General features: G+C 56.9%; 21 protein-coding genes. 13 read left to right on the forward strand and 8 right to left on the reverse strand.

All coding sequences use genetic code 11. From position 1 onward, the window contains the following. Position 1 precedes the first annotated feature (1 nt). Positions 2 to 1276 carry an HlyC/CorC family transporter gene (locus tag RZA33_RS08970; protein ID WP_317507514.1) on the reverse strand — a complete coding sequence of 425 codons (1275 nt, stop codon included), beginning with the start codon at positions 1274 to 1276 and terminating at the stop codon, positions 2 to 4. A 119-nt stretch (positions 1277 to 1395) separates the two neighbouring features. Beyond that, the gene (locus tag RZA33_RS08975; RefSeq protein WP_317507515.1) at positions 1396 to 2193 is read right to left on the reverse strand and encodes a cytochrome C assembly family protein; all 798 of its coding nucleotides are present in this window, start codon (positions 2191 to 2193) and stop codon (positions 1396 to 1398) included. Between the two features lie 244 nt (positions 2194 to 2437). Here RZA33_RS08975 and ffh point away from each other — a divergent pair, with 244 nt between their 5' ends. The 11 genes from ffh (at position 2438) to RZA33_RS09030 (ending at position 13552) form a co-directional block, all read left to right on the forward strand. Then, positions 2438 to 3856: a signal recognition particle protein gene (ffh, locus tag RZA33_RS08980; RefSeq protein WP_317507516.1), complete on the forward strand. Its 1419-nt coding sequence runs from the start codon at positions 2438 to 2440 to the stop codon at positions 3854 to 3856. Positions 3857 to 4139: 283 nt separating this feature from the next. After that, positions 4140 to 4388 (forward strand): 30S ribosomal protein S16, encoded by a 249-nt coding sequence (gene rpsP / locus RZA33_RS08985; RefSeq protein WP_317507517.1) that lies wholly within the window; start codon positions 4140 to 4142, stop codon positions 4386 to 4388. A 59-nt stretch (positions 4389 to 4447) separates the two neighbouring features. Continuing rightward, positions 4448 to 5005 (forward strand): ribosome maturation factor RimM, encoded by a 558-nt coding sequence (gene rimM / locus RZA33_RS08990; protein ID WP_317507518.1) that lies wholly within the window; start codon positions 4448 to 4450, stop codon positions 5003 to 5005. Positions 5006 to 5118: 113 nt separating this feature from the next. After that, a complete protein-coding gene (gene trmD / locus RZA33_RS08995; RefSeq protein ID WP_317507641.1) occupies positions 5119 to 5880 on the forward strand; it encodes a tRNA (guanosine(37)-N1)-methyltransferase TrmD in 762 nt (253 codons plus the stop codon). Between the two features lie 161 nt (positions 5881 to 6041). Continuing rightward, positions 6042 to 6398 carry a 50S ribosomal protein L19 gene (rplS, locus tag RZA33_RS09000; protein WP_035564967.1) on the forward strand — a complete coding sequence of 119 codons (357 nt, stop codon included), beginning with the start codon at positions 6042 to 6044 and terminating at the stop codon, positions 6396 to 6398. A 144-nt stretch (positions 6399 to 6542) separates the two neighbouring features. Continuing rightward, positions 6543 to 7424 (forward strand): site-specific tyrosine recombinase XerD, encoded by an 882-nt coding sequence (gene xerD, locus RZA33_RS09005; protein WP_317507519.1) that lies wholly within the window; start codon positions 6543 to 6545, stop codon positions 7422 to 7424. Next, positions 7399 to 8181 (forward strand): DsbC family protein, encoded by a 783-nt coding sequence (locus tag RZA33_RS09010; protein WP_317507520.1) that lies wholly within the window; start codon positions 7399 to 7401, stop codon positions 8179 to 8181. The genes xerD and RZA33_RS09010 overlap by 26 nt, the downstream gene beginning before the upstream one ends. A gap of 134 nt (positions 8182 to 8315) precedes the next feature. After that, positions 8316 to 9632 (forward strand): homoserine dehydrogenase, encoded by a 1317-nt coding sequence (locus RZA33_RS09015; RefSeq protein ID WP_317507521.1) that lies wholly within the window; start codon positions 8316 to 8318, stop codon positions 9630 to 9632. A gap of 8 nt (positions 9633 to 9640) precedes the next feature. Beyond that, positions 9641 to 11029, forward strand: coding sequence for a threonine synthase (gene thrC / locus RZA33_RS09020; RefSeq protein WP_317507522.1), 1389 nt, complete (start codon positions 9641 to 9643; stop codon positions 11027 to 11029). A 22-nt stretch (positions 11030 to 11051) separates the two neighbouring features. Further along, the gene (locus tag RZA33_RS09025; protein ID WP_317507523.1) at positions 11052 to 12878 is read left to right on the forward strand and encodes a single-stranded-DNA-specific exonuclease RecJ; all 1827 of its coding nucleotides are present in this window, start codon (positions 11052 to 11054) and stop codon (positions 12876 to 12878) included. Positions 12879 to 12922: 44 nt separating this feature from the next. Then, on the forward strand, positions 12923 to 13552 hold the full coding sequence (locus RZA33_RS09030; RefSeq protein WP_317507524.1) for a YitT family protein: 630 nt from the start codon (positions 12923 to 12925) through the stop codon (positions 13550 to 13552). Between the two features lie 218 nt (positions 13553 to 13770). Here the strand turns inward: RZA33_RS09030 and RZA33_RS09035 are convergent, their stop codons facing one another. After that, the gene (locus tag RZA33_RS09035; RefSeq protein ID WP_317507642.1) at positions 13771 to 16281 is read right to left on the reverse strand and encodes a heavy metal translocating P-type ATPase; all 2511 of its coding nucleotides are present in this window, start codon (positions 16279 to 16281) and stop codon (positions 13771 to 13773) included. Positions 16282 to 16364: 83 nt separating this feature from the next. Beyond that, on the reverse strand, positions 16365 to 16793 hold the full coding sequence (locus RZA33_RS09040; protein WP_317507525.1) for a MerR family transcriptional regulator: 429 nt from the start codon (positions 16791 to 16793) through the stop codon (positions 16365 to 16367). Between the two features lie 273 nt (positions 16794 to 17066). Between RZA33_RS09040 and RZA33_RS09045 the strand changes: the two genes are divergently transcribed. Further along, complete coding sequence (locus tag RZA33_RS09045) at positions 17067 to 18416, forward strand: OmpP1/FadL family transporter (RefSeq protein WP_317507526.1); 1350 nt, start codon at positions 17067 to 17069, stop codon at positions 18414 to 18416. 80 nt (positions 18417 to 18496) lie between these two features. Here the strand turns inward: RZA33_RS09045 and RZA33_RS09050 are convergent, their stop codons facing one another. The 4 genes from RZA33_RS09050 to RZA33_RS09065 all read right to left on the reverse strand — a co-directional run bounded on the left by RZA33_RS09050 (position 18497) and on the right by RZA33_RS09065 (position 23601). Beyond that, positions 18497 to 20110, reverse strand: coding sequence for an ABC transporter ATP-binding protein (locus RZA33_RS09050; protein ID WP_317507527.1), 1614 nt, complete (start codon positions 20108 to 20110; stop codon positions 18497 to 18499). A gap of 34 nt (positions 20111 to 20144) precedes the next feature. Beyond that, positions 20145 to 21023 carry an ABC transporter permease subunit gene (locus RZA33_RS09055; RefSeq protein WP_317507528.1) on the reverse strand — a complete coding sequence of 293 codons (879 nt, stop codon included), beginning with the start codon at positions 21021 to 21023 and terminating at the stop codon, positions 20145 to 20147. Next, positions 21016 to 21945 (reverse strand): oligopeptide ABC transporter permease OppB, encoded by a 930-nt coding sequence (oppB, locus tag RZA33_RS09060; protein WP_317507529.1) that lies wholly within the window; start codon positions 21943 to 21945, stop codon positions 21016 to 21018. The genes RZA33_RS09055 and oppB overlap by 8 nt, the downstream gene beginning before the upstream one ends. 81 nt (positions 21946 to 22026) lie before the next feature. Next, positions 22027 to 23601: a peptide ABC transporter substrate-binding protein gene (locus tag RZA33_RS09065; protein WP_317507530.1), complete on the reverse strand. Its 1575-nt coding sequence runs from the start codon at positions 23599 to 23601 to the stop codon at positions 22027 to 22029. Positions 23602 to 23845: 244 nt separating this feature from the next. On the opposite strand from RZA33_RS09065, the gene prfB reads away from it, so the two are divergent. Next, positions 23846 to 24944 (forward strand): peptide chain release factor 2 gene (gene prfB, locus RZA33_RS09070; RefSeq protein ID WP_416337855.1). Its coding sequence is split into 2 segments (ribosomal slippage): positions 23846 to 23920 and positions 23922 to 24944, totalling 1098 coding nucleotides; the frame shifts between segments, so codons are not numbered across the junction. Positions 24945 to 24953: the final 9 nt, after the last annotated feature.

The following is a 24953-nucleotide window of genomic DNA, read 5'->3' on the forward strand; positions in this document are numbered from 1 at the left end:
ACTAGCGGCGCGGTACCCTGAGTTTCTGCCAGCAGCGTGCCGACGTAATCAGATTGTCGCGAATCTCTAGAATCTCCATGCGCAAGTTACCAATCTGCAGGCACGCAGGGCCCTCGGGAAAAGACTCCAGGTGCTCAAGAATCAGCCCGTTGAGCGTTTTGGGGCCGTCGGTAGGTAACTGCCAGCCAAGCATCTTGTTAATGTCGCGGATAGTGGCGGTGCCTTCAATCACATGGCTGCCGTCGTCCTGCTGGTGAATTTCTTCGTCTTCGGACACGTCTGTGGTGAACTCGCCGACGATCTCTTCCAGAATATCTTCCAGAGTGACCAAGCCTTCCACATCGCCATACTCGTCCACCACAATGCCGATACGCCGCTTCTGCTTTTGAAAGTTGAGAAGCTGAGTGTGCAGCGGGGTGGATTCGGGAATGAAATAAGGTTCGCGAGCTTCTTGCACGATTGAGGCTTTGGTGACTTCATCGCGGGACAGAAAGCGCGCCGCGTTGCGCAGGTGCAGCATGCCGATAATATTATTGATATCGCCTTTATACACGGGCAAGCGAGTGTGCTGACTGGTGCGAATCTGGGTCAGGATATCTTCGAGGGAATCGTCCAGGTCGATACCCAACACCTCGTGGCGCGGCACCATGATGTCGTTGACGGTGACATTTTCAAGGTCGAGGATCGACAGCAGCATGGCGCGGTGACGATAGGGGATCAGCGTGCCGGCTTCATGAACCACCGTACGCAGCTCATCACGGGTCAGGCTATCCCCACCACTATCGACGCTTTTAACGCCCATCAAACGCAATAAGCCGTTGGAAACGGCGTTCACCAGCCATACTAGCGGGTAAAGTAACTTTAACAGCGGCTCAAGGGCGTAAGACGTGGGGTAGGCAATCTTCTCGGGCTTGATGGCAGCGTAGGTCTTGGGGGTCACTTCGGCGAAAATAAGAATAGTAATGGTCAGCAGGGCAGTAGAGATTGCCGGGCCTGACACATCGCCAAAAAAGTGAATGGCAATAATGGTCGCAATTGAGGCAGCCAGGTTATTGACGAAGTTATTGCCGATTAAAATGACGCCGATAAGCCGGTCGGGGCGAGTGAGCAGGCGCATGACCCGTTTGGCCCGGCGGTCACCGCTGTTAGCTTGATGGCTCAAGCGGTAACGGTTGATCGACATCATGCCGGTTTCAGAGCTGGAGAAGAACGCGGAAAGCAGTATCAGTAAGGCTAGCAGGCCGAACAGTAACCCCAGAGGGAAGTCGTCGCTCAAGTCAAAAGGTCCTTTGTGGCGGATTAGGCTTGATTTGTAGAAGGTCGCGAATAGCGTGTCAAGACAACCAGAGGCGCGTTTGCGTCTCTTTAGCGGTTTAGCCGTTATCGATTGAGTAGCTATCGATTGAGTACAATCTCAAGTATGAACTTACTGCCAAAATAGGCGAGTACGAGGATGCCACAGCCGCCGAGCGTCCAGCGCACGGCGCGCATACCGCGCCAGCCAAAGCGGTAACGCCCGATTAGCAGCGTGGTAAAAATCACCCAAGCCAATAGTGACAGCACGGTTTTATGCGCCAAGTGTTGGGCAAAAAAGTTGTCTAGAAAAATAAGGCCGCTCGCGATGGAGAGCGTTAATAAAATGATGCCCGCCCAGACCAACTCAAAGAGTACCCGCTCCATGGTGGTGAGCGGAGGCAGCGACTGCACAATGCCGCGAATATGATGGTGGCGTAGCGCCTGGTTCTGTAGGCCGACCAGCACCGCTTGAGCGGCGGCAATCGCTAAGACAGCAAAGGCCAGGGCAGAGCTGACTGCATGCAGTAAAATGCCCGGCGTCAGGCCGGTATGGCCGCCTTGATTCGGCAGCCATGTGGCCGCCATCAGGGCAATGCCTGCTAGCGGAAACAGCGCAATCCCGGCGTTAAGTACCGGTTTAAACAGGCTGGCCACCAACACAACGTTCACCGCGACCGCCATTAATAGCGTGGCGCTGGTGGTAAACCCTGGCAACAGGCCGGGTGATTGGCCCACTAGGCTGACCACGACGGGGATGTGCAGCAGTAGGCCCAGCACGGCAAGCAGACGCACCATGCCTTGGCGGGGCGGTACACGCCGGAACAGGGTCATGCCTTGCCAAATGGCCGCGGCAACGTAAAGAACAAAAGCAATCGTGGCGAAAGGGAGCGCCTGCATGATGCTATCCGTGCGCCTTGCAGCGCGTTGCTGTGAAAAATTGAACGGTGTAAACGTGCTTACGAGGCAACTATTTCATCTACTATAACTAATCCAAGCGGCGCCGCCCAGCAGGGTAGACGCACGAAAATAGCCAGAGGCGCTGGATGCCCCCATGGAGACTCAAAGCATGAGCGCGTATAATCTTTCTACTATTAGTCCAGGGCGTTCGCGCCAACGGCAGTGACGGAGGCAGAGAGGCCCCATGTTCCAGAATCTTAGTGAGCGTCTTTCCCAGACGTTAAAGTCGATTAAGGGTCAGGCTCGCCTGACCGACGACAATATTAAAGACACTCTGCGCGAAGTACGCCGCGCGTTGCTTGAGGCCGATGTAGCCCTGCCGGTCATCAAGGAATTTATTGACCGCGTGCGCGAGCGGGCGGTCGGGCAGGAAGTGTCTAAAAGTCTGTCGCCAGGCCAACAGTTCGTCAAGATCGTTCAGCAAGAGCTGGAAGCGATCATGGGCGAAGCCAACGACGGCTTTGTGCTCAAAGGCTCGCCCGCCGTTGTATTGATGGCCGGCCTACAGGGCGCGGGTAAAACCACCTCTGTCGCCAAGCTGGCCCGCTACCTGCGCGAGCGTGAGAAGAAAAAAGTATTGGTGGTATCGGCCGACGTCTACCGCCCGGCGGCCATCGACCAGCTTGAAACCCTGGCCAAAGAAGTCGAGGTGGATTTCTTCCCGTCGCGTTCAGACCAGCAGCCGGTTGCGATTGCCGAAGCAGCCATCAAGCACGCCAAGATCCAGTTTCACGATGTGGTGCTGATCGATACCGCCGGTCGTTTGGCGATCGACGACGCCATGATGGCGGAGATCCAGGCGCTGCATAAAGCGGTCTCGCCTCAGGAAACGCTGTTTGTCGTCGATGCCATGACCGGCCAAGACGCCGCCAATACCGCCAAGGCGTTCAGCGAAGCGCTGCCGCTAACCGGTGTGATCCTGACTAAAGCCGACGGTGATGCCCGCGGCGGCGCTGCGCTGTCTGTTCGACACATTACCGGTAAGCCGATCAAGTTTATGGGGGTCGGTGAAAAAGTCGACGCCCTAGAACCGTTCCACCCAGACCGCGTGGCCTCGCGCATTCTGGGTATGGGCGACATGCTGTCGCTGATCGAAGAAGCCGAGCGGACTGTTGATAAAACGAAAGCCGACAAACTGGCCAAGAAGGTCAAAAAGGGCGACGGTTTTGACCTGGAGGATTTTCGCGATCAGCTTCAGCAACTCAAGAAAATGGGCGGTATGGGTGGCCTGATGGGCAAGCTACCCGGCATGGGGCAGATGGCCGAAATGGCCCAAGGCCCTGGCCCTGAGAAGGAGCTTGGCAAGCTGGAAGCGCTGATTAACTCCATGACCCCCAAAGAGCGCCGTAAGCCCGAGATTATCAACGGCTCGCGCAAGCGCCGCATTGCCACCGGTGCAGGCCTGCAAGTCCCTGATCTGAACCGCCTGCTGAAGCAGCACAAGCAGATGCAGAAAATGATGAAAAAAGCCGGCCAGAAAGGCGGCATGCAGAAGATGATGCGCGGCATGTCGGGCATGATGGGCGGCGGCGGCCCGGGTGGCCCAGGAGGAACGGGCGGCCCTGGTGGTATGGGCGGCCCAGGCGGATTGCCGCGGCGCTAATTAACGCCCGGCCCGCTGGGGAAGGTTGACGGCTTGAGAGTTTTCTGGCTGTCGGGCTTTCCAAGCCGAGCGCATTTGCGTAGAATGCGGCCTCTTCATGCGTGGGTGTAGCCCGAATACGTCAAAAACGTCGCGGTTGCAGCGCTCAGTGAAGGCCTTAATGGTCTAAGCGAGTTTCTTTATGACGCACGCTTAGCGCCAAGAAAACAGCACGACGAGTGTTCGGATAGCGGTTAGCGCTAACAACACACTCTCGTAACCTCAACCGAAGGATAGTTATCGTATGGTTACCATTCGTTTGGCCCGTGGTGGCGCCAAGAAGCGTCCCTTTTACCACCTGACCGTTACCGACTCGCGTAAAGCTCGCGATGGTCGTTTCATCGAGCGTATCGGCTTCTTCAACCCGGTTGCCCGTGGTCAGGAAGAGCGTCTGCGCGTTGACCTAGACCGCGTTGTTCACTGGCAGAGCCAAGGCGCCCAGTTGTCTGGCCGCGTTGCTGAGCTGGTAAAAGAAGCACGCAAACAGGCTTAAGCTTGCTTGTTGGATCTGTGGTTTAAACAACATGAATGCTGGGTTAGCTGAGGTCGTCAATGACGCGTTCTGAACTACGTCAAGAACTAAGCCAAACTGACGACACGCATGTGGTGCTAGGCAAGCTAACGAGCCCCTATGGGGTGAAAGGTTGGCTCAAGGTCTACTCTTACACTAGCCCGATAGACAGCATTCTAGATTACCCAGAATGGTGGCTGCGCCAAGGCGAAGTCCTTAAGCGAATCAGTATTATTCAGGGACGTCGTCAGGGCAAAGGCATTGTCGTGCAACTGGAAGGGGTCGATGACCGTAGCGGCGCGGAAGCGTTAGCCCAAACGGATATATTGATGCCCAAAGAGTCACTGCCTAAGCTTGCCGACGACGAGTATTATTGGCATGAGCTTGAAGGCATGGCGGTCTTCACTCAGGCCGGCGAGCGGTTAGGACGGGTCAGCTACCTGTTTGAAACCGGCGCCAACGATGTCGTGGTGGTTCGCGGTGATTCTGAGTCAATCGACAAGCGCGAGCGGCTGCTGCCATTTTTGCCAGATGACGTCATTATCGAAATCAGTTCCCAAGAGGGCCGCATGGTCGTCGATTGGGATCCTGAGTTTTGACCAAACTTATGAACAGTTTGCGTAATGATGCAGCTGCAGATTCAACTGAGTTGGAAAGTGGCAACGCGCCGGAAACGGAAAGCGAAGCAGTAGCAATGTGGATTGGCCCAGCGATGTGGATTGGCGTTGTATCGCTGTTTCCCGAAATGTTCGACGCGCTAACGCAACAAGGTGTGGTCGGCAGAGCGGTAGACAAACAACGTATTGCACTAGAGTTTTGGAATCCACGGGATTACGCCACTGACCGTCACCGCAGCGTCGATGACCGCCCTTACGGTGGTGGTCCAGGTATGTTGATGAAAGTCGACACCCTGCGCGCAGCGATCTTTGCGGCCCGGGAACGAGCGCAACAAGCCACTGGCTTAGTGCCGACGGTGATCTACCTTTCGCCCCAGGGGCGTAAGCTGGATCAGCAGGGCGTTCAAGCACTGGCTTCCGCCGGACCTTTAGTGGTCGTGGCAGGACGCTATGAAGGCATTGATGAACGCGTGGTGGAGAGTGACATTGATGAAGAGTGGTCGATTGGCGACTATGTGCTGAGCGGCGGCGAGCTGCCAGCGATGGTGCTGATTGATGCAGCGGCAAGGCTGATTCCCGGCGTGCTGGGCCATCAGGATTCCGCTGTCGAAGACTCGTTTAATGACGGTTTGCTAGACTGCCCGCACTATACCCGTCCAGAAGTCATCGACGGGCGCCAAGTGCCGGACGTGCTGTTAAGTGGTAATCACGCGGCTATCAAGCGCTGGCGCTTAAAGCAGTCATTAGGCCGTACATGGCAACGTCGTCCGGATTTATTGGAAGGGCGGCCGTTAGACGCCGAGCAGCGTAAGCTGTTGAATGAGTTTGTCGAGGAACACGCTCTGTCCACTAAGTAGGTAACGGTTAACTACCTAGACCAGAGCGGCGGTGCAGGGCGAAAAAACGCACCTGTGTCACCCATAACGACTCCCGCGTAGCTCGTTTCGAGCGCCGGGATCACGGCTTCCGCCACCCATGATTGAGCGGTTAAGCCAACACGTTATTCAGGAGTATGATGATGAGCAGTAAAAGCAAAGTGATCCAGGCGATTGAATCTGAGCAAATGGGCAAGGAAATTCCTCCCTTTGCCCCCGGCGACACCATTATCGTTCAGGTAAAAGTAAAAGAAGGCACTCGCGAGCGTCTGCAGGCGTTTGAAGGTGTGGTCATCGGTAAGCGTAACCGTGGCCTGAACTCCGCATTCACCGTGCGTAAGATTTCTCACGGTGTTGGCGTTGAGCGTACCTTCCAGACTTACAGCCCGCTGGTTGACTCGATCGAAGTCAAGCGTCGCGGTGACGTGCGTCAAGCCAAGCTTTACTACCTGCGCGAGCGCAGTGGTCGTTCTGCCCGTATCAAGGAAAAGCTGGCTTAAACGCCACTCTTTCTCGGGCGCACGCTGTACCTGGATATGTTTGTTCTTGTATGCGTCGCGCCCAGATACCAAGACCCCGTCACCGCTCTGCGGGGCGGGGTTTTGTTTATGCTGCTCAATAAAGCGGCTGGAGGTGACTAACGTATGAGCGTTATCGATGCATTTTTAGATGCTCTGTGGCTTGAACAGGGTGCCAGCGATCATACGTTAGCCGCCTATCGGCGTGATTTGTCCGCTTGGCAAACTCACTTGGAGAGCCACGGCGAAGCCCTTTTGGCGCCTGCGCCGGGGCGTTTAAACGAGTGGCTGACCAGTCGCCGCGAGGAAGGCTATCAGCTACGCAGCAATGCCCGGCTGCTGTCGACGCTACGCAGTTTCTACCGCTGGGGGCGTTTAAACTATCAAGTGGAAAGCGACCCGCTCACCGATATCAAGCTGCCGCGGGTGATCCCCGGCTTGCCTAATACGTTGGAAGAAGACGAGGTAGAGCGGCTGTTGATGGCCCCGGATACCGATACGCCGCTGGGTGTCCGTGACCGAGCCATGCTGGAGTTGCTATACGCCTGTGGCTTGCGGGTATCGGAGCTGGTGGGGCTCACCGGCGACGCGGTTAACCTGCGTCAAAACGTCGTAAGGGTGCGCGGTAAAGGCGATAAAGACCGCTTAGTGCCCATGGGCGAAGAGGCCGCAGATTGGCTGGCGCACTATATGGAAACCGCACGGCTGGCGCTGATGAGTGACCCAACCCGCCCGGCACTGTTCCCTGGGCGGGGCGACAAAGCCATGACCCGGCAAACCTTTTGGCACCGCATTAAAGTGCATGCGATCACTGCGGGAATCACCCGACCGCTGTCACCCCATACATTGCGGCATGCATTTGCCACCCATTTATTGAATCATGGGGCCAATTTGCGGGTCGTACAGCTGCTGCTGGGTCATAGTGACTTGTCGACGACCCAAATTTATACCCATGTCGCCCAGGCGCGCTTGGAAAATCTACATGCAGAACATCACCCACGAGGTTGAATTGATGATGCGTCAGACCCTAACTTCCTTGTCGATTGTGACGTGGCTCGTCGCCGCCAGCTTGGTACCCACTGCTGCCCAAGCCGATGATGCCACTGAGCGCCTTGCAGAATCCCTTAGCGTCAATGGTCAGAAGATGCCGGTGGAGACGGTGAGCGAAACGCCCATGGATGGCATCTATCACGTTCGATTAGAGAGCGGCGAGTCTTTCTACGCCAATGCCGACGGTAGCTATTTCCTGGTGGGCAACCTGTATGAAAATGGCGATGACGGGCTGGTTAATTTGACCGAGCAAGAGCAGAACCAGGAGCGTGCTGATACGCTGGCAGCGGTGCCTGAAAGTGAGTTAGTGGTCTTTCGCGGCGCCCGTGAGCCCAAGGCCACCGTAACGGTGTTTACCGATCCTAGCTGCCCCTATTGCGCGCGCCTACATGACACCATTCCCGAATTGAACGAGCGCGGCATCGCCGTTCACTATATGGCGTTTCCTCGCGCGGGCATGGGCAGTGCTGCTGCCGACACCTTGCAACAGGTGTGGTGCTCGGATAATCGCAGCGAAGCGATGACCCAGGCAAAAGAAGGCCGGTCAATTGCTAGCGCCGGAAATTGCGACAACCCCGTGTCGGAGCAGTACGAGCTGGGCAAGGTTCTGGGTGTGCAAGGTACGCCGGCGATTATTTTGCCCAATGGGCAGCTAGTGCCAGGATTTGTGCCCCCCGAGCGGCTCTCCGCCATGTTAGGCTTAGAGGTCGAATAACGTCGCAACGATGTGACACTACAACCGCTGAGATAGTATCTTAAAGAGCGCTTTTAAAACCGTCTTTAAGATCGAATTCCACACCGTATTTAAGGCCAGCACCATCAGGTGCGCGACAATAAAGGGGAAATATTTTGAAACCGGTAAGAGTAGGTATTTGTGGTTTAGGCACTGTTGGCGGCGGCACCTTTAACGTATTGACCCGCAACGCCGACGATATTGCGCGTCGTGCTGGCCGCCCTATTGTGATTGAGCAGGTGGCCCACCGCAGTATTCATCCTGACTGCGATATTACCGGCATCAATGCCACCTCTGATGTGTTTGAAGTCGCGACCAACCCCAATGTCGATGTCCTGGTGGAGCTGATCGGCGGTTACGATATCGCTCGCGAACTCGTGCTCACCGCTATCGCCAACGGCAAGCACGTGGTCACCGCCAACAAAGCGCTGATTGCGGTGCACGGTAACGAAATTTTCAAGGCGGCTCACGAACAGGGCGTTATCGTGGCCTTTGAAGCGGCGGTGGCGGGCGGCATTCCGGTGATCAAATCACTGCGCGAAGGCCTGGGTGCCAACCGCATCGAATGGGTGGCGGGTATTATTAACGGCACCGGCAACTACATTCTCACCCACATGCGCGATGAGGGCCGAGCGTTTGAAGACGTGCTCGCCGAAGCTCAGGCGCTAGGTTATGCCGAATCCGATCCGACGTTTGATGTGGAAGGTATCGATGCGGCGCACAAGCTGACTATTTTGGCCTCGATCGCCTACGGCGTGCCGCTGCAGTTTGAAAAAGCCTTCACCGAAGGTATTTCGAGGATTACCGCGGAAGACGTCGAACAGGCCGACAACCTCGGCTATGTGATCAAGCATTTGGGTATCTCCAAGCGTACTGATCATGGCCTAGAGCTGCGCGTTCACCCCACGTTGATTCCTAAAGAACGCCTGCTGGCCAATGTGCATGGTGTGAAAAACGCCATTGCGATCATGGGCGATGCCGTAGGCCCGACGCTTTACTACGGCGCCGGTGCGGGCGCAGAGCCAACCGCCTCCGCGGTCGTGGCCGACTTACTCGACGTGGCGCGGGATATCTCCACCGATCACCACTATCGGGTGCCTTACCTGGCCTTCAGCGGCATTGATGAAGACGTCAGCCAGCTGCCGATTATGCCCATGGAAGACATCACTACGGCCTATTACCTGCGCCTGCTGGCGGTCGACCGTCCGGGCGTACTGGCCCGCGTGGCGACCATTCTTGCCGAACAGGGCATGTCGATCGAGGCGCTGATCCAAAAAGAAGCCACCGAAGGCGAGCTGGTGCCGATTATTCTGCTGACCCACCGCACCAAGGAGAAGCAGATGAACGAAGCGATCCGCGAAATCGAAGCCATGGCGGATATAGCCGGCCCGGTTACTCGCATTCGTGTGGAAAGCCTGGACGAAGGGGAGTAATCAACCACATGCGCTATATCAGCACGCGTGGGCAAGCGCCCGCGCTCTCCTTTGAAGAAGTTGTACTCACGGGCATGGCCAGCGACGGCGGGCTCTACGTGCCGGAAACGCTGCCTGAGTTCTCCCGCGAAGAGCTGGCCGACATGGCCGGGCTCTCCTACGCAGAGATCGCTTTCCGCGTCATGAAACCGTTTGTGAACGGTGAGATCGACGACGCTACCTTTCGCAACATCGTGACCGAGGCCTACGCAACTTTTAACCACGATGCCGTGCTGCCGCTCAAACAGCTGGATGCCAATCACTTCCTGCTGGAACAGTTCCACGGCCCGACTTTGGCGTTTAAAGACGTGGCGCTACAGCTGCTCGGCCGCTTGCTGGATCACTTCCTGAAAAAGCGCGGCGAGCGCGCGGTGATCATGGGCGCGACCTCGGGCGATACCGGCTCGGCGGCGATTGAAGGGTGCCGTCACTGCGACAACCTGGATATCTTTATTCTGCACCCGCACAACCGGGTCTCGGAAGTTCAGCGTCGGCAAATGACGTCGGTGCTGGCGAACAACGTCTTTAATATTGCCATTGAGGGTAATTTTGACGATGCCCAGGCGATGGTCAAAGCCAGCTTTGCCGACCAGTCGTTCCTCAACGGCACGCGTTTGGTCGCAGTGAACTCGATCAACTGGGCGCGCATTATGGCGCAGATCGTTTACTACATCGCCTCAGGCGTTGCCCTGGGTGCGCCGCACCGTGAAGTCAGCTTCTGTGTGCCGTCGGCTAATTTTGGCAACGTCTTTGCCGGCTACATGGCCTATAAAATGGGGTTGCCGGTGAAGCAGTTCATCATCGCCACCAACGCCAACGATATTCTGCACCGCACGCTAACCGCTAACGACTTCTCCAAAAAAGAGCTGGCGGCGACGCTGGCGCCTTCTATGGATATCGTAGTGTCGTCAAACTTCGAGCGTCTGCTGTTTGACGCCTACGACCGCGACGGTTTGGCCGTGGCAGCGCTGCTTGAGCGCTTCCAGCAGGAACCCACCGCCCTTGCCGATGCGCCGCTGGCCACGCTGCGCGAGAAGTTCTCAAGCTACAGCGTGGACGATGCGACGATTCTGGAAGCGATTCGTGACGCCCATAAGCGCACCGGCGAAATGCTCGACCCGCATACCGCCACCGGCTATCGTGCAGCGGAACGTGCACGTGCTGATCAGTCAACGCCAATGATTACCCTGGCCACCGCACACCCGGCCAAATTTGCCGAAGCGGTGGTGAAAGCGGGCTTCCTGGGCGTGCCACTACCGCCGCACATGGAAGATCTCATTGAGCGCGAAGAGCGCTACACCGTGCTGCCCGCCGAGCTTGCCGCCGTGCAGCAGTTTGTTGCGGAAAACCGGCGTTGAATTCCTGTTCGTTGAGACACCGATGGCCTCATTGACCGGTTTGCCCCATAGCACCCTGTCTGCTAGTGCCCTGCCGTCGAGCAATGCCGGGCCGCGTTTAGAGCCTCGTCCAGTGGACGAGGCGCTGTATGCCCGTGCCCAGGCGGAGGGTCTAAGCGAGCTGCAGGCGCGGCTGTTGGCCTCACGGCTGCCTGGCTACAGCGGCGAACTGTTACCGTTAATCTCCCCCAGCCTGCGCTATTTGGCTCACCCGGAGAAACTCGCCGACGGTCGTCGCGCTGCCGAGCGTATCGCGCAGGCGGTGGCAGAAGGTGAGGCTATCGGTATTCTTACCGACTACGACGTGGATGGCATTACCTCCCACGTGGTCATTCGGCGCACGTTGGTGGAGCTGTTTGGGGTGCCGGAAGGCAAACTACACAGCCTGATTGGCCACCGTATTCACGATGGCTACGGGATCAGCCTACCGCTGGTAGAGCGCACCCTTGCGCAAAAGCCGTTTCCAACGCTGGTAATTACCGCCGACTGCGGCAGTAGTGATGAGCCGCGTATTGCGCGGCTAAAAGCGGCGGGTATTGATGTCGTGGTTAGTGACCACCATGCCCTACCCATTGAGGGGCCGCCGCTTTCCGCCTACGCCTGTGTTAATCCTACTCGCGACGACTGCGACTACCCCGATAAAACCATCGCTGGCTGTATGGTGGCGTGGCTGTTGATGTCACTCGCCCGTGGCGTGCTGATCGAGTGGGGCGCGCTGGCGGAATCGACGCCCAAACTATCGCCCTGGCTCTCTTACGTAGCGCTGGGCACGGTAGCCGATTGCGTTTCCCTGGGTGGCAGCCCCGCCAACCGTGCGGTGGTTAATCACGGCTTAACGCTGATCAACCGTATGGACGCGGCGTGCTGGCGCGCCATGGCCACACGTTTGGGTGCTGACAGCGTGCCGTTTAACGCCGAGACGTTAGCGTTTCAGATGGGGCCGCGCATCAACGCCCGCTCGCGGCTGGACGACCCCTATGCGGCGCTGCATTTTATGCTGGCCGAGAACGATGGGGTCGCCAATCGCCAGCTCGACGTGCTCGACCAGGATAACCAGTCCCGTAAAGCCATCGAGGCCGATATGGCCACCGAGGCGCGCGCGCTCGCCACAGCAGCTTTGAACGCCGATGAGCCCGCGGTGGTGGTGCTACTGGAAGATGGCCACCCGGGCGTACAGGGTATCGTTGCCTCGCGGTTGGTGCAGGCCTACGGGCGCCCGGCGCTGGTGCTAACACAAGCGTCGGCACCGGGCATGCTAACCGGCTCCGGCCGCTCGATTGACGGGCTACACCTGCGCGATGCCCTACAGCGTACCTTTGAGCTTGCTCCCCAGGCGCTGCCACGCTTTGGCGGCCATAGTGGCGCAGCTGGGGTAGGCGTGCCACGGGATCAGCTTGACGCCTTTAAGGCCGCTTTCCTGCAGGCAGTAGGCGAGCAGCTAGGCGGGCGAACGCTCTACCCTCGTCTGTGGACGGATGGCGAGCTTTCCACGTCGCAGCTCTCGTTGACCACCTTGCAAGAGATTGAAACGCTCGGCCCCTACGGGCGCGAATTTGACCCACCGCTGTTTGAAGGGCGTTTTATTGTCGAGGCGCTGCGCCCGGTGGGTGCCGATGGCGCGCACCTAATGCTGGAACTTTCCACCGGCCCGGTCACCTGCAAAGCTATCTGGTTTCGTGCCCTAACGCCGGGGGAGCTGCCCGGGTTTAGCGTCGGCGATACGCTACACTGCGCCTATAAACTTAATCGCAACCGCTGGCGTGGCCGCGAGACACTGCAGTTGATGGTCGAGCATGCCAGTGCTATCTAAACTAATCACTTAATAACCTCAGCAGCCTAAGTAAGGACGCTCCAATGCGCGTGGAAGATTTACCCAAGGACCCACATCGCCCTTATGAAGATGTCATGGCGATGCTGCTGGGCACGTTCTTTGTCGCGCTGGGAGTGACCTTTTACACTCATGCGGTACTGCTCACCGGCAGCACCGCAGGCTTAGCGCTGCTGTTGAGCTATATGACCAGCAGCGTTACCGGTTGGGGGTTTGGGGTGTACTTTTTTGCCATTAACCTACCGTTTTACTACCTGGCGGTTAAACGCATGGGCTGGAGTTTTACCCTGCGCACCTTCGCCGCCATCGGCTTGGTATCGCTGTTTTCGGAGTTAACCCAAGGCTGGGTAAAGTTTGCCAGCGTGCCCTCGCTCTACGCCGCCTTAATGGGCGGCGCGCTGATGGGCATTGGCATGCTGATGCTGTTTCGCCACCGCACCAGCCTGGGCGGTATCAATATCCTCGCGCTCTACTTGCAGGACAGGCACGGCCTGCGCGCAGGCTACGTCCAACTGGCCATCGATGGCGTTATCCTGCTGATCGCACTAACGCAACTGCCATTGGATCGTGTGGGCTACTCAGTGCTGGGGGCACTCACGCTAAACCTGATTATCGCCCTGAACCATAAGCCAGGGCGTTATATTGGAGTGAGCTAGAAGCGTTTAAGGAACCTCTGATTAACGTGATGAGCGCAGGCCAGACAAGGCAAAAATCAACGAAAAAGCGGAGTTTACGGGTTGTAAATGAGCATTTTGAGGCGATTTTTAACGCCGTATGGGCAAGCGCAATAGTGAATCAGAGGTTTCTTAGCTAAGCCAGAACCACCACACTATTAGTGCGATAAGGCCCAGACCGGCAAAGTTGATTAAGATGCTCATGAGGCGTCCTCCTGGCTGGGTGATTTCCACCGCCGCAAGCGGTTGGCGTTACTCACCACGGTGATGGAAGAGAGCGACATGGCGGCCCCGGCGATCATCGGCGAAAGCAGCGTGCCGGTGAACGGATAAAGCACCCCCGCAGCGATAGGAATGCACAGCACGTTATAGCCAAACGCCCCCACCAGGTTCTGCTTAATATTGCGCAATGTGGCGCGGCTGATCTCAATGGCTGATGCCACCCCGTGCAGCGAGCCACGCATTAGTGTGATGCCAGCGCTCTCAATGGCTACATCGGTGCCTTGGCCAATGGCAAAGCCTACGTTTGCACGCGCCAGCGCCGGGGCGTCATTAATCCCATCACCCACCATACCGACGATTTCCCCGGCCTGTTGACGGCGCTCAATCTCTGCGTGCTTGTCCTCGGGTAACAGCCCCGCCCGGTACTCATCAATGCCCACTTCCTGGGCAATGGCCTTGGCGGTGTGCTCGTTATCCCCGGTTAACATGACAATGGTTAAGCCATCTTTTTGCAGGCGCTTGATCGCGGCCACGGTGTCGTGGCGAAGCGGGTCGCTAATGCCAAAAAGGGCGGCCAGTTTGCCATCCACCGCTAAGTACACCAGCGTACGAGCCTGCTCCTCAAGAGCGCGGGCCTGCTCTTCGCTGGCTTTGAGATCTACACCGGCTTCGCTTAGCAGACGCGCATTGCCCAGCAGCAGCGCTTTGCCGTCGGATGTTTTGGCTTTTACCCCACCGCCGGTGACGCTGTCGAAATCATGAACCTCGGCGGATTCAGCGTCATGTTCCTCCGCGTAGGCCATTAGCGCCGCTGCCAATGGGTGCTCGGAGCCCCGCTCCAGCGCGTGTACCAGCGCCAGCGCCGTGGTTTGCTCGACGTCAAACATCTGCGCATCGGTGACGCTGGGCTTGCCCTGGGTGAGCGTGCCGGTCTTATCGACGACGAGTGTGGTCAGTTTGCTGGCGGTTTGCAGCGCTTCGCCACTGCGCACCAGCACGCCGTGTTCCGCCGCTTTACCGACGCCGATCATGGTCGAAATCGGCGTCGCCAAGCCCAGCGCGCAGGGGCAGGCAATAATTAGCACCGTCGTTGCTGTGACCAACATATGAATCACTGCGGGCGCAGGCCCCAGGTTGAACCACACCAGGGCCGTCAAGACGGCAATGATCATTACTGAAGGCACAAAAACGCTGGAAACCTGATCGGCCAGCTCGCCAATCGGCGGGCGTGAGTTCTGGGCGCTGGCGACCTGTTCGGTAATCTGCCCCAGGCGGGTGTCGGTGCCCACCCGGGTCGCTTGATAAACCAGCCCACCGCGTCCATTCACCGTGCCGGCGCTCACCTCATCGCCAACGTGCTTGGCCACGGGTAGCGGTTCGCCGGTCAGCATTGATTCATCGATATGGCTTTGACCCTCAACCACATCACCGTCCACCGGCAAGCGTTCGCCGGGGCGCACCCGTACCTGGTCGCCTGCCTGCACTGCATCAATCTCAATCTCCTGCTCTTGGCCGTCGCGAATCACCCGCGCTGTACGGCTCTGGAGATCAAGTAAGCGCTTCAAGGCGTCGCTAGTACGGCCTCGAGCGCGAAGCTCCATGGCGTTGCCGAGCAGAATCAGCCCGATCACCATGGCGGAGGCTTCAAAATAGATACCCTGAGCGACTTCCGGCAGCCACGGCGCAAACAGCACTACCGCCATCGAGTACAGCCAGGCGGTACCGGTGCCCATGGCGACCAGCGTGTCCATATTGGCTTGATGGTGCTTAAACTGCTTCCAAGCGTTGACGAAAAAGTGGCGCCCTGGAAAAGCCAAGATACCCAGTGTGAGCAGACCAATCGCCAGCCAATAGAGACGGCCCATGCCCATCGGGTGAGGGTGGAAAAAAAACATGCTCAGCATCAGCGGAATCGCCAATGCCAGTGAGATCGCGCTGCCGCGCAGGCGACGCTGGTAGGTTTTGGCGTCTTGCTCGGCGCGGGTACGTTCGGCTTCGCGCATATCCACGATGGGCTCCGCCCCGTAGCCTACCGCCTCCACGGCGTTGATCAACGCTTGCGGCTCAGCACTACCAAACACCTGGGCGGAGTGGCTGCCAAAATTGACGCTGGCGGTGTCGACCCCTTCAGTACGCTCAAGCGCCTTCTGAACGCTCTTAACGCAGCTGGCGCAGGTCATCCCACTGATTGCCAGGCGCTGCTTCCGGCCTTGGCTATGAGCACTGGTGGACTTTTCAGTATCAGCGGGTGCTGCGGCATCTGGTTGCTTTGCTGTTTTTTCCTGGGCTGTTTCGTCCGGGGTTGTTTCGTCCAGAGCCGCTTCAGCTGGCGGATACCCTGCCTCTGTCAACACTTGGTCAAGCTGGTCGTCCGCCAAGTGGGAGGTGACCTCTAAGCGTTTATCGTCCGGCGTGCCAGTGACATCAGCATCCGCATCGATTTGCTGAATGGCGTCGCGCATACGCTTAACGCAGCCTTGGCAGCTCATGCCCGGCACATTGCGGGTGGTAGGTGTCGATGAGCGGTCTCCACTGGCGATGTGACGCGCTGTATTCGGGGCGTTAGTGTCACTCATGGTGTCTCCTTGGCGGGCGCTGCATCGGGAAAGCTTTCAATTAAGCGGCACACACTGTGACCGTCGGGGGTGCCGTCAGGCATGCCTTGCCAACTGGTAAGGGCAAGCTCCATACGCTGGGCTAGCGCTTCGAGCTCGGCGATACGGGCCCGAACCTGGGGCAGGCGGCTAGCCAGCAGGTCGCGAACCAGCGGGCAGGGTGAGTCGCCCTGGTCGGCGTGGGCGAGTATTTCGCGAATTTCCGCCACGCTAAAACCTAATTTGCGGGCGCGTTGAATAAAGTTCAGCCGCTCTAAGTCGGTGTCTGAGAACAGCTGATAGCCGTTATCCGGATGGCGCTCGGGGGCTAGTAGCTGTTCGCGAGCATAATGACGCACGGTTTCAGCGGTGACGCCAGCGCGTTTGGCAAGCTCGTTCACTTTCATAGCGGTCCTCGCCGGGTGCAATAGCTGGAATGACAATGTATGCACTAAGTGTAAAACCTATGGGTAACCTATAGGTCAAGTGTGACGTAGCCGCTACCCTAAAGTAAGTAAAACACTGATTTAAAACGACCGTGCGACTAATGTATAAGGCAAAAACGAAATAAAACGCTCGTTTGCCCTTGAACCTTTGGCCCAGTTGCGAGAAAACAGTCATGTAAAATAATGAGGGTGGATCAATGCTATCCACTGGATCATCGGGAAGAGAGGCCCACTATGAATAATAAATTTAATAAGCTCACCCTGGCCGCAGCTATTACTGCCGCTTTCGCCAGCCAAGCCCACGCGGGCGGGTACCAAATCAACGAGCAGAGTGTAAGTGGCCAAGGCTACGGCCACGCGGGGCGTAGCTCTAACGTTCATGATGCAACGATTGTGTACGGCAACCCAGCGGGTATGTCTTTTTTAGACCGTGCGCAGATGACCGTTGGTGGGACATATTTGAACGTCAACTCCGATATAGACAACACTACCTCCAGTCGCTCTTTGGAAACACAAGCGGGCTCGGTGCCACTTGGTTCGGTGGGGGGGAGCAATGATGGAGATATGGTGCCGGGCACACTAATTCCCTTTGCGTTTTACGCGCAACCAGTCAATGAACAACTGGCGTTTGGTTTCGGTGTCTATGCACCTTTCGGTTCCAAGACTGACTACGAGGATAACTTCGAGGGGCGTAATCAGGGCAATTACACAGAGGTGAAGGTGGTGACTGCTCAGCCAACGGTCTCTTACCGTTTTAATGAGCAGTGGTCCGTTGGTGCGGGCGTTACTTACAACCGCGTTGAGGGTGAGCTGCATCGGCAAGTGCCTGTTGCTGTTGGGCAAGCAGCCAATGGCTCTCCGATTCTTACCGAGGTAGATTCACGCGTAGAAGGTGATGATGAGGCATGGGGTTATAACCTCGGCGTGATTTATCAACCTGTGCCTGAAACAACGTTAGGTTTAACGTATCGCTCAAAAGTGGATTTCAATCTGGAAGGCAGCTTTACGGCGAGCTCGCCAGTGTTAGACCAGCTGGGTATCGGTACAGTAACGGATACCGCTGCGCTAGATTTAACCACGCCTGAAACGGTCAATTTCTCTTTAACGCAACAAATGACCGATAATCTCAAGCTCATGTTCGGTGCCTCTTGGGCCCGTTGGAGTCGTTTCGATCAAATCTTGGTGACTGGTGGCGATCGGCCTGTCATTACCGATGAGCAGCAGAGCTATTCTAACGCTTGGGCGTTTTCAACCGGTGGTGAGTATCAACTGACACCTCAGTTAGCTCTGCGCGCCGGGGTGGCACTGGACTTTACGCCTACCCAAGATTCTACGCGTAGCGTGCGTATCCCCTCTGATGATCGGCGCATTTTCTCCATTGGTGCAGGTTGGAGCCCAACGCCTGATCTCACGCTGGATTTTGCCTACTCTTACCTGACTGAACGCAGCACTCAGGTGGATCAAACTAAAACGGATAGTTTTACAGTAGCAGGACGGCAAACTCCGCCCATCACGTCTAATTACTCAGCCGACTACAAAAACGAAGCCCATGGCTTCGGTGCTCAGCTGACCTATCGCTTTTAATGCGTTAGTAGCAGTAGCAACCCAAACCCGGCTTCGGCCGGGTTTTTTGTTAAAGAGAGCAGTAACATTTACGCTGACGCCTATGCCGCAGGGCTATCCAGGAAAGCCGCGCGCATCAGTTCCTGGGTATAAATCTCGCGAGGGGCGTCGAACAGCGATTGCGTGTCGTTTTGCTCGATGATTTCGCCTTGGCGCATGACGATGACCTCATCGGCCAGCGCGCGCACCACGGCGAGGTCATGGCTAATAAATAAATAGGTTAACCCGTGGCGCTGCTGTAAATCCCGTAACAGCTTAATCACGGTCATTTGCACCGAACGGTCAAGGGCCGATGTCGGTTCGTCAAGCAGCAGGAACTCAGGCTTGACGACTAATGCCCGGGCGATGGCAATGCGCTGGCGCTGACCACCGGAAAATTCATGGGGGTAGCGGTGTCGGTGGGCCGGATCCAGAGCGACTTCTTCAAGCGCTTGGATAACCTGGTCATCGCGTTCGGCGCGCCTCAGCAGCGGCTGATGAACGCGTAACCCCTCGCCAATAATCTCGCCCACCGTCATGCGCGGGGAAAGCGAGCCAAAGGGGTCTTGAAAGACAACTTGCATACGCGATCTCAGCGGGCGCATTCCCGCTCGGTCAAGTTGACCAACGTCAATAGCATCGAAATGTATCTTGCCATGACTTTTCACCAGGCGAAGCAGCGCCCGGCCTAGTGTGGTTTTGCCTGAACCCGATTCGCCCACGATGCCCAAGGTTTGGCCTTTGCGCAGCGTGAGGTCGATGTTTTTTACCGCTTCAAAATAGCGGTTGGGGCCAAACAGGCGTTTTGTGATCGGGAAACGAACGCCAATCTGCTGCGCAGTGAGCAGAACGGGGGCTGAGTCAGGAACGGCTGGCTTGTGGCCACTTGGGTTAGCGTCAATCAGCATCTGGGTGTAGGGGTGCTGAGGCGCTTGAAACAGCGCTTTGGTGGCCCCCGCTTCGACGATTTCGCCATGCTGCATAACGCACACGCTATCGGCTAGATGGCGGACAACCCCCAGGTCGTGAGTGATAAACAGGATCGCCATGCCGTAGCGGGCCTGGAGGTCTTTCAGCAGCGCGAGAATCTGCGCCTGGACGGTGACATCCAGGGCGGTGGTCGGCTCATCGGCAATCAGCAGCTGAGGCTCGCAGGCCAGCGCCATGGCAATCATTACCCGCTGACGCTGGCCACCCGAGAGCTCGTGCGGGTAGCTGTCGATGCGGCGCTTAGGCTCGGGAATTCCCACCTGTTCGAGTAGCTCCACTACCCGCAGGTAAGCCTTGTTGCCCCGCAAAGGCGTGTGCTTATGCAGGACTTCGCGAATTTGCCTACCTACGCGGTGCATGGGATTGAGCGAGGTCATCGGCTCTTGGAAGATCATTGAGATCTCGTTGCCGCGAATGGCCCGCAGGCGCTTGCGGTTAACGGTGATTAAATTTTCATCGCCCAAGCCGCCATGCCAGCGGATGGTGCCGGTAGCGCGAGCCAGCTCAGGGAGCAGCCCCATCGCGGCAGTCGAGGTGACCGACTTACCCGAGCCTGATTCACCAACTAAAGCCAGCGTCTCGCCTTTATGAAGGGTAAAACTAACGTCTTTGACCGCCGTAACGGTGCCATTGGGAAGGTCGAAGTCGACCCGCAGGCGGTCAAATTCCAGCAGTGGCTGTGACATGAAGATTCCTTGCGTTTTGCTAGCGCGTCTTTCGTTAACGTGTTTTGGGATCAAGGGCGTCACGCAGGCCGTCGCCTAGGAAGTTCAGGCACAGCAGCGTGGTAGCTAGAAAGGCAGAGGGGATAATCAGCATCCACGGCGCCGTTTCCATCATGTCCTTGCCTTCGCTAATCAGTACTCCCCAGCTGGTCAGGGGCTCTTGAACGCCGAGACCCAGAAAGGAGAGAAAGCTTTCCAGCAAAATGACTTTGGGAACGGTAAGGGTGACATAGATGATCACCGGCCCGATGGCATTGGGAATCAGATGGCGTGTGACGATCTTGAAGCTGCTGACGCCCAGCGCATGGGCGGCTTCAACGAATTCACGACGCTTTAAGGCGAGCACCTGTCCGCGCACGATACGCGACATGTCGAGCCATTCAACGGCGCCTATGGCGGCGTAAATGAGCAGTATGTTTCGTCCAAACACCACCATCAGCAGGATGACCATAAACATAAACGGCAGCGAGTACATAATGTCGACAAAGCGCATCATCAGGTTATCGACTCGGCCACCGACGTAGCCAGCAATCGCGCCGTAAAGAACGCCGATAACCAAGGAGACCAGGGTCGCCACTAAGGCCACCGAGAGCGAAATTTGCCCCCCGTGAAAGACCCGTGTGAGTAAGTCGCGACCGTTAGCGTCAGTGCCCGCGTAGTGGCCACTTTCGATGCTGGGCGGGGCCAGAAAAGCGTTCCAATCCACTTCATCAAGTGCCCAAGGGGTTAGCCAGGGGCCTAATAAGCAGGCCAGGGCAATGATGACGAGTAGCACCAGGCTGGCGGTCGCCGCACTGTTCTGGCGAAGCCGCCGCCAGGCTTCACGCCCCAGGCTGTTGCTGGCGACCGGCGGGGCCGCGGTTGCATTATTCATTATCATAGCGAATTTGCGGGTCCAGAGCCGAGTAGAGTAAATCTACGATTAGGTTGAAAAGTACAATCAGGCCGCCGTAAAAAACCACCGTGCCCATCACCAAGGTGTAGTCGCGATTGAGCGCGGCTTGGACGAAGTAGCGGCCGATGCCTGGAATGCCGAAAATCTGTTCGATCACCACCGAACCGGTAATAATCCCGGCAATGGCGGGCCCTAGGTAGGAGACCACCGGGAGCATGGCCGGACGCAGGGCGTGACGAAAGATCACGGCGCTCTCGCTAAGGCCTTTGGCGCGAGCTGTGCGCACAAAATGGCTGCCCAGTACTTCGATCATGCTGGCGCGCATCATCCGCGCGATATACGCAATCTGTTGAATAGAAAGCGCCACGACGGGGAGAATCATGTTTTTCCAATGACCGTCGTTCCAGCCGCCGACCGGTAGCCAGGCGAGAAAAACGCCGAACACCAGCGCCAGTAGCGGGGCAATCACAAAATTGGGAATGGCCACCCCGGCCAGCGCCGACCCCATCACCATGTAATCAACGGTGGAATTGCGTTTCAGTGCGGCAATGACCCCCATGGGAATACCCGCCAGGAGTGCCAGGGCGATCGCCCACAGGCCCAGTTCAAGGCTAACCGGGAAGCCTTGAGCGACGAGTTCAGTAACCGAAAAATCCTTGTATTTGAACGAGGGGCCAAGGTCGCCTTGCAGCAGGTTTCCCATGTAGGTGAGGTATTGCTCCCAGACGGGTTTGTCCAGGCCGTAAGACGCCATTAAATTGGCCTCAATTTCAGGCGGGAGTTGGCGCTCGCCGTCGAAAGGCCCACCGGGGGCCAAGTGCATTAAAAAGAACGACAGGGTAATCACAATCCATAGCGTCGGGATCGCCTGCAGTAAGCGTTTAAATGTGTAGCTAAGCATTATCGGGCCTCGCTCCCCAGGCCGGCGGCCTGGGGATGTAGCGGCAGTCAGTGGTGGTAGAAAACGACGAATTGAAGGGGATTAATCGTCAAAGTGGATCCAGCGTGAACGGTGGATATCCTCAATGTTCGTTTCCCAGCCATCTAGGTCGGGGCTTACAAGGTTGCGCGAGACGTAGTAGTAGATAGGCAGTGTTGCGCTATCCTCAAGGGCGATGGCTTCAGCCTCGGCCATCAGTTCGGCGCGGGCATCCATGTCTTGGGTATTCGCTGCTTCACTCATCAGCGCATCAAATTCATCCGAGCTATAGGCGCCGTAGTTATTCGAAACGCCGCTTTCCAACAGGCTTAAGAAGTTTTGGGCGTCATTGTAGTCCCCGATCCAGCCAGCACGGGCAACGTCGAAGTTGCCCTGGCGAATGTCCGAGTAGTGAACGGCAACCTCTGAATTATACAGCTCAACCTCAACGCCAAGGGGTTTCCACATGGCGGCAATGGCAATGGCGACCTTGCGGTGATCCTCGCTGGTGTTATAGCGCAGCATGAGTTCTAGCGGGTTATCAGGGCCGTAGCCTGCCTCTTGAAGCAATTCCTGGGCGCGCTCCAGTCGCTCATCCTGAGAAAGCTCTTCGAAGCTAACCGTGGGCGCCTCATAATGGCTGACATTAGGCGGCACGAAGCTATACGCAGGCACTTCGCCAGTGCCAAGTATTTGATCGGTAATGACTTCGCGGCGAACAGCGAGGCTGAGAGCTTCACGCACCCGCGAATCCGCCGTTGCATGGCCATCGCGGGTATTGAAGGCGTAGTAATAGATACCCAGGTAAGGGGCGACCTGAACCGCCTCCGGTAGGTTCTCCATCAGCCAGTCGTAGCGCTGGGTGGGAAACTCCCGGGCAATATCGATTTCGCCAGCGCGGAAGCGGTTAAGTGCCGTATTGCGCTCTTCAATAGGGTAATAGACGACTTCTTCAAGGGCGACGTTATCAACGTCGTGAAAATAGGGATTGCGCGATGCCGTTATGCGCGTTTGCGACTGCCATTCCTCTAGCTGGAAAGCGCCGTTGGAGACCATATTGCCGGGACGTGACCAATCGTCGCCATACGTCTCAACCGTGTGGCTGGGTACCGGGTAGGCAGTATAGTGGGAAAGCTGGTCCAAAAAGTAAGGTGTTGAGCGTTCAAGGGTTATTTGCAGGGTGGAGGCGTCTAAGGCCTCGACACCCAGCGTGCTTGTCTCAGCGTCGCCGGCATAGACGGCTTCAGCGTTTTTAATCGGATACAGCAAATAGGCGTAATCAGCGGCGGTGGCGGGTGCTAAAATGCGTTGAAAAGCGAACACAAAGTCCTCGGCGGTCACCGGTTCACCGTCCGACCATTTGGCATCTTCTCTCAACGTAAAGGTGTACACCGTGCCGTCATCGGAGATTTCCCAGGATTCTGCAACGCCGGGAATACGCGAGCCATCGGCGGCTTCAGTGACAAGCCCCTCAAAAAGGTCGCCCACCACGTCGTTTTCCCAGGTGCCGCTAATTTTGTGCGGGTCGAGCGAGGCTGGTTCGCCCATAATCGCTAGACGGAGCGTGTCCGCCTGGAGAGGGGCGGCAACGCTTAACGCCAGCGCCATAGAGCTTAAGAGAAAGCGAGTTTTTAGCATATTGATTCCTCCAACATTGTTCTAATACGGTTGTTTGACTGTTTGATTGCTAGTTAAGTACTAGCATCGCTGAAAAGCACGCGTCTATAAGAAATTAAACATGCAGCTATGCGCAATTTCGATACTTAGGGCGTTACGTGCGGCAGGCGCGCATGGTTGTTGGCAGCCAATTTCGCTACACTATGCGCTTTTCGGATCAATACACCTTTGTACGATCCGACGCAGACCAAGCAAGGGCGATCCCATGTTGGAAACCAATCCGATTCATAACCAGCTCAAGGACCTGTCTGAGCGGACAGTCGTTCTTAGGGGGTATCTTTGACTATGCCGAAAAGAAAGATCGGCTAGAAGAAGTTACCCGTGAGCTGGAAGACCCCAATATCTGGAACGATCCAGACTACGCGCAGAAGTTAGGCAAAGAGCGCGCCTCCCTCGAAGCCATCGTGGCCACCATTGACGACCTTGAGCAGGGCCTGGGCGATAGCCGGGATCTGCTTGAACTTGCCGAAATGGAAGAGGATGAAGGCACTGTTGAGGAAGTACGCCAAGAGCTGGACAGCATGCAGGCTGCGCTAGAAAAGCTGGAGTTTCGCCGCATGTTTTCTGGCGAAATGGATCAAAACAACGCCTACCTGGAAATTCAGTCTGGCTCTGGTGGAACCGAAGCGCAGGATTGGGCCAATATTTTACTGCGCATGTACCTACGCTGGGCGGAGAGTCACGGTTTCAAAGCCGATATCACCGAAATCTCCGCCGGCGACGTGGCGGGTATCAAGTCGGCCACGGTGCATATCCAGGGCGATTACGCTTTTGGCTGGCTACGTACCGAAACCGGCGTACACCGCCTGGTACGCAAAAGCCCGTTTGATTCAGGCGGGCGTCGCCATACTTCGTTCGCATCGGTGTTTCTGTCGCCGGAAATTGATGACAGCTTTGAGGTGGAAATTAATCCCTCGGACTTGCGCGTTGATACCTACCGCTCCAGCGGCGCGGGCGGCCAGCACGTTAACACCACCGATTCAGCGGTGCGGATTACCCACGAACCGACCGGTATCGTGGTGGCCTGTCAGGGGCAGCGTAGCCAGCACGCCAACCGCGATTTTGCCATGAAGCAGCTGAAAGCGCGGTTGTGGGAACACGAGATGCAAAAGCGCAACGCCGCCAAGCAGGAGGCCGAGGACTCCAAGGCTGATATCGGCTGGGGCAGCCAGATTCGCTCTTACGTGCTGGATGATCAGCGCATCAAGGATCTGCGCACCAGCGTGCAGTCCAGCAACTGCGATAAAGTGCTCGATGGGGATATTGATCAATTCATCGTCGCCAGTTTGAAGCAAGGTTTGTAATCTTTTTAG

The sequence above is a fragment of the Halovibrio sp. HP20-59 genome, assembly GCF_033052795.2.
GTDB lineage: Bacteria > Pseudomonadota > Gammaproteobacteria > Pseudomonadales > Halomonadaceae > Vreelandella.

What these genes read in the sequence shown, in the direction of transcription:
- RZA33_RS08975 (WP_317507515.1), bottom strand. Translation starts at nt 2,193, where the DNA reads ATGCAGGCGCTCCCTTTCGCCACGATTGCTTTTGTTCTTTACGTTGCC.
- ffh (WP_317507516.1), top strand. Translation starts at nt 2,438, where the DNA reads ATGTTCCAGAATCTTAGTGAGCGTCTTTCCCAGACGTTAAAGTCGATT.
- rpsP (WP_317507517.1), top strand. Translation starts at nt 4,140, where the DNA reads ATGGTTACCATTCGTTTGGCCCGTGGTGGCGCCAAGAAGCGTCCCTTT.
- rimM (WP_317507518.1), top strand. Translation starts at nt 4,448, where the DNA reads ATGACGCGTTCTGAACTACGTCAAGAACTAAGCCAAACTGACGACACG.
- trmD (WP_317507641.1), top strand. Translation starts at nt 5,119, where the DNA reads ATGTGGATTGGCGTTGTATCGCTGTTTCCCGAAATGTTCGACGCGCTA.
- rplS (WP_035564967.1), top strand. Translation starts at nt 6,042, where the DNA reads ATGAGCAGTAAAAGCAAAGTGATCCAGGCGATTGAATCTGAGCAAATG.
- xerD (WP_317507519.1), top strand. Translation starts at nt 6,543, where the DNA reads ATGAGCGTTATCGATGCATTTTTAGATGCTCTGTGGCTTGAACAGGGT.
- RZA33_RS09010 (WP_317507520.1), top strand. Translation starts at nt 7,399, where the DNA reads ATGCAGAACATCACCCACGAGGTTGAATTGATGATGCGTCAGACCCTA.
- thrC (WP_317507522.1), top strand. Translation starts at nt 9,641, where the DNA reads ATGCGCTATATCAGCACGCGTGGGCAAGCGCCCGCGCTCTCCTTTGAA.
- RZA33_RS09025 (WP_317507523.1), top strand. Translation starts at nt 11,052, where the DNA reads ATGGCCTCATTGACCGGTTTGCCCCATAGCACCCTGTCTGCTAGTGCC.
- RZA33_RS09030 (WP_317507524.1), top strand. Translation starts at nt 12,923, where the DNA reads ATGCGCGTGGAAGATTTACCCAAGGACCCACATCGCCCTTATGAAGAT.
- RZA33_RS09035 (WP_317507642.1), bottom strand. Translation starts at nt 16,281, where the DNA reads ATGAGCTGCCAAGGCTGCGTTAAGCGTATGCGCGACGCCATTCAGCAA.
- RZA33_RS09040 (WP_317507525.1), bottom strand. Translation starts at nt 16,793, where the DNA reads ATGAAAGTGAACGAGCTTGCCAAACGCGCTGGCGTCACCGCTGAAACC.
- RZA33_RS09045 (WP_317507526.1), top strand. Translation starts at nt 17,067, where the DNA reads ATGAATAATAAATTTAATAAGCTCACCCTGGCCGCAGCTATTACTGCC.
- RZA33_RS09050 (WP_317507527.1), bottom strand. Translation starts at nt 20,110, where the DNA reads ATGTCACAGCCACTGCTGGAATTTGACCGCCTGCGGGTCGACTTCGAC.
- RZA33_RS09055 (WP_317507528.1), bottom strand. Translation starts at nt 21,023, where the DNA reads ATGAATAATGCAACCGCGGCCCCGCCGGTCGCCAGCAACAGCCTGGGG.
- oppB (WP_317507529.1), bottom strand. Translation starts at nt 21,945, where the DNA reads ATGCTTAGCTACACATTTAAACGCTTACTGCAGGCGATCCCGACGCTA.
- RZA33_RS09065 (WP_317507530.1), bottom strand. Translation starts at nt 23,601, where the DNA reads ATGCTAAAAACTCGCTTTCTCTTAAGCTCTATGGCGCTGGCGTTAAGC.